At 41.1% G+C, this 5,834-nt stretch carries 5 protein-coding genes; 4 read left to right on the top strand and 1 reads right to left on the bottom strand.

What is annotated here, in order from left to right; genetic code table 11:
• From B4K20_RS03390 to hpnC, 4 genes are all read left to right on the top strand, one after another.
• The coding region (locus B4K20_RS03390) for an amidohydrolase family protein (protein WP_289281883.1) at positions 1-470 on the top strand (470 nt) is incomplete at its 5' end.
• Positions 467-1,174, top strand: coding sequence for a bifunctional 2-polyprenyl-6-hydroxyphenol methylase/3-demethylubiquinol 3-O-methyltransferase UbiG (gene ubiG / locus B4K20_RS03395; RefSeq protein WP_289281884.1), 708 nt, complete (start codon positions 467-469; stop codon positions 1,172-1,174). The genes B4K20_RS03390 and ubiG, both read left to right, overlap by 4 nt.
• 1 nt (position 1,175) lies before the next feature.
• Complete coding sequence (locus B4K20_RS03400) at positions 1,176-1,829, top strand: HAD family hydrolase (RefSeq protein WP_289281885.1); 654 nt, start codon at positions 1,176-1,178, stop codon at positions 1,827-1,829.
• Positions 1,830-1,839: 10 nt separating this feature from the next.
• The gene (gene hpnC / locus B4K20_RS03405; RefSeq protein WP_289281886.1) at positions 1,840-2,718 is read left to right on the top strand and encodes a squalene synthase HpnC; all 879 of its coding nucleotides are present in this window, start codon (positions 1,840-1,842) and stop codon (positions 2,716-2,718) included.
• 8 nt (positions 2,719-2,726) lie between these two features.
• Here hpnC and B4K20_RS03410 read toward each other — a convergent pair whose 3' ends face one another.
• Positions 2,727-4,871: a fatty acid cis/trans isomerase gene (locus tag B4K20_RS03410; protein WP_289281887.1), complete on the bottom strand. Its 2,145-nt coding sequence runs from the start codon at positions 4,869-4,871 to the stop codon at positions 2,727-2,729.
• Between the last annotated feature and the right edge of the window lie 963 nt (positions 4,872-5,834).

The following is a 5,834-nucleotide window of genomic DNA, read 5'->3' on the forward strand; positions in this document are numbered from 1 at the left end:
CTAGTGGATTTTGTCCGGTAGCTGAGCTGCATAAAAATGACATCAATGTCACTATTGGAACAGATGGTGCAGCATCTAACAATGATCTGGATATGTTTGCAGAAATGCGACAAACCGCTTTATTGGCTAAAGCCGTGGCGGGTGATGCAGCAGCCGTACCAGCACACGCGGCCTTAGAAATGGCGACGATAAATGCAGCAAAATCATTGGGAATGGAGCAAGAAATTGGCTCACTCGAAGTAGGCAAACAAGCTGATATCGTTGCTGTTCAGTTATCAGATATCGAAACACAGCCGGTTTATGATGTGGTATCTCAGCTGGTGTATGCCAGCAGCCGTGATAAAGTCACTGATGTCTGGGTGGCTGGTAAACAATTATTAAACTCACGCCAACTTCTGACATTGAATGAAACAAAAGTTATTCAAGACGCCCAACAATGGGCAATCAAAATAGGATCACAGAGTCAATGAGCCAAACTCAAGCAAATGTCGACTTAAATGAAGTAGCAAAATTTGATGCTTTAGCATCAAGTTGGTGGGACCTGGAAGGTCAATCAAAACCGTTGCATGATCTGAATCCAATTCGTTTAGCTTACATTGCAAAACGAACAACATTGTCAGATGCCAATGTTATCGATGTGGGCTGCGGTGGCGGCATCCTTTCTGAAGCTCTGGCAAAAAGTGGGGCCAATGTGACCGGTATCGACATGGGTGAGATGCCGTTGAATATCGCCAAACTCCATGCATTGGAAGCCGGGCTGACCGTTAACTATCAACATATCACAGCTGAAGAAATGGCTAGCCAGCAGCCTGAACATTATGATGTCGTCACCTGTCTTGAAATGCTGGAGCATGTCCCAGATCCAGCCTCTATTATTCAAGCATGTGCCGATATGGTGAAACCCGGTGGTGATGTCTTCTTTTCGACATTAAACCGTCACCCTAAAGCCTATCTTCTGGCGGTATTAGGAGCTGAATACGTTATGAAAATGTTGCCGAAAGGCACACATGACTACAAACGCTTTATTCGCCCAGCTGAATTATCTGCTTGGTGCCGACAAGCTGGGCTCAAGACCAAAGATATCACTGGAATGAATTACAATCCTCTGACTCGACAGTTTAGTCTTGGCAGCGACGTAAAGGTCAATTACCTCATCCACTGCAAAAAAATCTAATATGCCAAAATACGATGCTGTGTTTTTTGACCTGGATGGCACGCTGGTCGATACCGCCCCAGATTTAGCTTATGCACTTAATCAGGTACTAGCTGAACATCAAGCCCTCTCGCTTTCATTGGAAACCATCCGTCCAGTCGCGAGTGATGGAAGTCCAGGACTGATTAAGCTAGCTTTTGGCCTAACACCTGACGCTCCTGAATATCAGTCAATACAAGCACGATTTATTGAACTGTATCGTTTGCATATCACTCGTGAATCCAAGCTCTTTAATGGCATGGATAACGTTATTCAAACGATCGAAAAGACAGGTTCAAAATGGGGAGTGATTACTAACAAACCTGCATTTCTCACCGACCCTTTGATGCAAGCATTAAGCCTAAGTGGGCGGGCAAGTTGTATTGTCAGTGGAGATACCACAGCCCATAGCAAACCTCACCCAGATCCGATGCTATTTGCATGTAATGTAGCTAAGGTTAAGCCTGAAAACTGTTTATATATCGGTGATGCTCAGCGCGATATTGAGGCAGGCAATGTTGTGAATATGGACACGCTCATCGCCCATTATGGCTACTTAAAAAGTACTGATCGACCTGAAAGCTGGCAGGCCAAAGGCACGGTTTATAAACCGGAAGAAATCCTGAACTGGATTTAACTCTCACGTTATGGCATCGAATAAAGACTTGGTTGCAGCGTATGATTTTTGCTTAACACTTGCAAAGTCTCACTACGAGAATTTCCCGGTCGCCTCAGTTTTGCTTCCCAAGCGCCTAAGAAACCCCATTGCTGTTATTTATGCTTTTGCACGCACTGCAGATGATTTTGCTGATGAAGGCCATCTCACCAAAGCTGAACGGATAGCGAATCTACAAAGCTATCGCACAAATCTGACTGCAATAGATCACAGAAAATATACCGGCAATGATCCAATCTTTATCGCGCTTGATGATGTCATCACGAAGTTTCAGTTACCCATCTATTTATTTAATGACTTACTGTCAGCTTTTATGCAGGACGTTGTCAAAAAACGCTATCAAACGATGGATGATGTTCTGGATTACTGTCAACGCTCTGCTAACCCAGTTGGTCGTTTATTACTGCATTTGAATGGTCAGCCCACTCAACAGCAGTTGAGTGAATCTGATGCAATTTGCACATCTTTGCAGCTAGTTAATTTTTATCAGGATATTCTGCAAGATAAAGCAGAGAACGACAGAATATATCTTCCTCAACAAATGCTTGTCGAAGCAGGACTGACTGAGGATGACATTACTTCCACAAATAGCCGGAAATTAGCTCCCCTGCTTCGTCACCTATTTCAACAAACTATGAATACCATGAATGAAGGTATTGAGCTTGGTAATGCTATTCAGGGACGATTGGGCTGGGAAATCAGAGCAATGACTTTAGGAGGAATAGAAACATTAAACACATTAATGGCTCAAAATGATGACAACATTTTGAGTCGACCAAGGTTGACTCGCACAACACAACTTAAAGTTTTATTATTTAGTCTGTCAAAAAACTATTTGAAACGTCACTAAGATCTTATTTACAGATTCTCATAGCGGTTTGCATCGAACACACCGGCATCAATTGGATTTTGCTCTCGTTGCCATTGAGTGAAATCATGAAAGATTTGCCAAAACTTTGGATGTGTTCTACGCACACCCCAATTCTGAACTAAGGCATCAAATGCTTCTTCAGATTTCGCTTCCATTAACGATTTCTCAAAGACTTCCAATTCATCTGTTTCAATATCAAAGATAAAATTAGGATAACTACCAGCAATACCAGGATAGACCGTTAGACTGTCTTTTTCAGGCTTATAGCGTAATGACTCACCAAAAAGAAAGGCCACATTACTGTGGTAACGATTACGAATTAAAGAATATACTGTTCTTTCACCACCATGCTTCACTCGTATAAAAGTCAGTTCAGGTAAGAACTGAAGCCCCGACGTCTCCACAAATGAAGCGTTCGTTAATCGACTTAACCATGAATCAGCCTTTTGTTTCCAATCTGTCTGAGACATCCTGAAACAATGCTGATTTTGACAACGATTGATAGGATCATTTTCAGCCGCATTAACCTGACTAAACTGTGTCAAGAGTCTATTAGCCAGTTCGTTTTTAGTATCATCAGAGGAAAATGTCTCTTCCGTTCTGATATCAATATCAAGCGGCGCGTATGTGAAGTAAGTCTTTACCGCCCCCATTCCCTGATACCAATCATTTAAGACCGATTTGCGTTTGTCTCGTGGTAATAGTCGAAGAAAGTTATGCTCTGCCCCATTACGGATTAGGTCAAAGTAAAGCCGTGTTTGAAGCTGATGAGCTACATTGCCAAACAAATCAAAATTAACAACTAATTCATAATATGTTCGTTCAAACAGCGGAAAATCCATCCACCAAAGTGTTTGAGGAACCTGCCCGACCATGCCTCTGACAACACTGGCATTATCGAAGTGTCTGAACACAGTTAAAAAAGCATTGGTATTATCCCCGTCCCCATCCCAAATCGCTTTAGTCGAAGTCCAGTTTAACGGTGCATCTTGATAATGCTGATCTCGTAAAGATAAATAGGCATTGCGTTTATCTTTATATTTATCCCAGTTTTCTTTCGTTTCTGTCAGGTTATCATCTTGTCCAGGCAAGCCAAGGAGTGGCTCTACTTTTTTTCTGTATTTAGCATCTGTGATGAAAAGATCCTTGGCCGGATCTTGATACATGACCCAAAATTGATCACGAATGACATCTGTTGCTATTTGACCTCGACATACAGGACCGCGGATAAAAGTACGTGTGAAATATTCAGCATGATCAAGTAAGAATTGATAGCGTGCTTTTGCTGGTATAGCGGAAAAAGTAACAAAGGGATTAGCTCGAGCTTCGTAGTCGTAGCCAGGTAATATATCGACATCCCATTTATCAGTGAAAAAAAGTTTTTCTATATGCTTCTTGAGCTTGTCATCAAACAAAAGTGTTATATGCCGTTTATGAACAGTAATACCTTTGACTAATCTCAGTCGATAATAAATCGGATGTTCAGGCTCAGAGTTTGGTAGACGCGTTTTTACGATAGAAATTGGTTCACCAGGCGGTGAATAGGATCTGACCAGTTCAAAGAAATGTGTGTTGTCTTGCTTACCATCAAAGTAGAGATGAGCCAAAAATAAATGCTCATATAACCACCGACTAACCAGTTTACGTTGATTTGATGTTTGATTAAGATACGATTCCCATTCTTCTATGGACGAAATCTCATTTTTATTTAACTCAACCTGATCCTCAGAAACCTTAGCACCTTGATATAACCATCCGCTGATTGTTGAAAACTGATCATCTGTCAAACCTGATACTGCAAAGGGCATGCCTGTAAGAGGATAACTTTTTTCATACTCAGAAATGTTATCGACGGTAGGGCATTGGTTTTCGCGACGAATACTAATATCAAGTTCTTCTGGTAATTTACTATTGTCTTTAAATTGATGAGTTTTACCCAAAGCTAGCATTCGATATAACAATGACGCCTGAGCATTTTGACCAGAAAGTATTGAATAGAAACCAGCGTTACGCCATTCTTCTTCTGAATTGGCGTCTGTAAACAGCCTTGTCGGAACTATAGGCTCTTGCCTTGTTCCGTCATAAGCATTTAATTTTGTTGCACCACGTAGGAACCCCTCTGTTGATTCCATTTTCAATTGACAGGGCGCATCAAAACAGCCGTGACAAACGACGCATTTTTCCTCAATGATTGGTTTAATATCAGAAGCGTAATCAACATCTGTTGCGAGTGGAAGGGGAAGAGTACTATTGAATTCTAGCTCTTGGCTATCGTCTGAGCATGCTGTTATTAAGCAGGCGATAAAAAAGTAAATCAGTGTTTTGTACATCAATCGCCTTGCTTGATTTCAATATTATAAAAAGCATATTTTACTTCAATTTAGTGACAGACTGGTTAATGACTAAGATGTATTTTGGCTATATAGAAGATATAACAGACACTATTATTATTTCTAAGCTTTGTTTGAATAATAAATTCATAAATCCGAACATGATGCTTTGATAAAAATCTGGAGCTAGCACAGGATAAGTATATCTAAGTGCTAAGTTACCTATTTTTGAGATAACTACCTTGTTTGCAGAGCTAAGAGCAAATCACTTAACAACGACAAGTGACATCATTGACTTCATCTATAGAACATACTATTCACAGTTTACTAGGCAGCTTTAGAACCAACAAATGAGCCGTTATTGTGCAGTTTTGTGATGCGTCGCTACGGTCAAATAAACCTTCAAGCGTCAGAAGAGGCTCCGGATGGTCGTCCATAAAAACACCCAACTTATTTGTTATATCAATGGAATGGATGGACAGCATTCTGGCAAAGCAGGTGGTATTAACTGTCACCTATTCATGTAGATCATCTTTTAAACAGCAGGTAATTCAATGCCTGGCCGTTATTTACATGGATGTCATGTATGCCGATAACGCAGGAGCCGTTATCGGTGAACTACTTTGATGAAGTGCCTCCCTGCACTTCACCCTTCGGGCAGCTATCGCTGTCCATTTTTGTTCCTGACAAAAATGTCACATGGGGTGTTGCCATGTTCAGGTGAGGTCAATGCAAAACTATCAGATATAAAAAAAGCCCATCCGT

It is taken from the genome of Methylophaga sp. UBA5088, assembly GCF_002414625.1.
In the GTDB taxonomy this organism is placed as follows: domain Bacteria; phylum Pseudomonadota; class Gammaproteobacteria; order Nitrosococcales; family Methylophagaceae; genus Methylophaga; species Methylophaga marina.